At 58.1% G+C, this 654-nt stretch carries 2 protein-coding genes; one reads left to right on the top strand and one right to left on the bottom strand.

What is annotated here, in order from left to right; all coding sequences use genetic code 11:
- Nucleotides 1-80, bottom strand: an 80-nt coding sequence (locus CXQ94_RS23790; RefSeq protein ID WP_368665588.1) for a ribosome modulation factor, incomplete at its 3' end; no start/stop codon positions are given.
- A gap of 359 nt (nucleotides 81-439) precedes the next feature.
- Here CXQ94_RS23790 and CXQ94_RS23795 point away from each other — a divergent pair.
- Nucleotides 440-654: hypothetical protein (locus tag CXQ94_RS23795; RefSeq protein WP_146070411.1), on the top strand; the 215-nt coding region annotated here is incomplete at its 3' end.

The raw sequence follows: 654 nt of genomic DNA on the forward strand, positions 1-654 counted from the left end.
TCGCGAGATTTGCCATGTATGCCGTGCTGATAACCGCGTAGAAATGCTCGTTCCATCGGATCACGCTTGAGTCTTCTCATTGGGTATTGCCCTCAGTGGTTGACTGGTGTTCCTGTGGCCTCATGGCGAGACCGGGCAGATAGACTGCCAATGAAGCGCGCTGCCGGCGTGGCGCGCTTCGCCGGGCACCATTGCGATGTCGGCCTGGGGTGAGTTCTAACCCAATGCTGAAGACGCTGGAATGATCGTTTTGTCATAAGTAGGTAACGAATCTATGGTTCTGCCCATAAGCCGGAGTCGGCGAGGCATCTGAAGTGCACGCCTGGCCGCCCCGCCTAATTGCCAGCCATCTTTTTCTTGCCATTCATTTTTTGTTCGTTGCTGCGTTTGTTCCGACGAAAGGGTCGTAGCGGCCCGCAGCACTTTTTCTGGAAACGCCATGACCGATCGCCATGAACTGATCCTGACCTGCCCCAAGGGGCTCGAAGGCCTGCTGCTCGACGAAGCCACTGCGCTTGGACTGGAGGAGGGGCGCGAGCAGACATCCGCGATTCGCGGCTTCGGTGCGCTGGAAGTGGCCTACCGGCTCTGTCTGTGGTCGCGCCTGGCTAACCGGGTTTTGCTGGTCATCAGCCGTTTCTCCACGGTAGACGC

It is taken from the genome of Arthrobacter sp. GMC3, assembly GCF_002929305.1.
Taxonomy (GTDB): domain Bacteria; phylum Actinomycetota; class Actinomycetes; order Actinomycetales; family Micrococcaceae; genus Specibacter.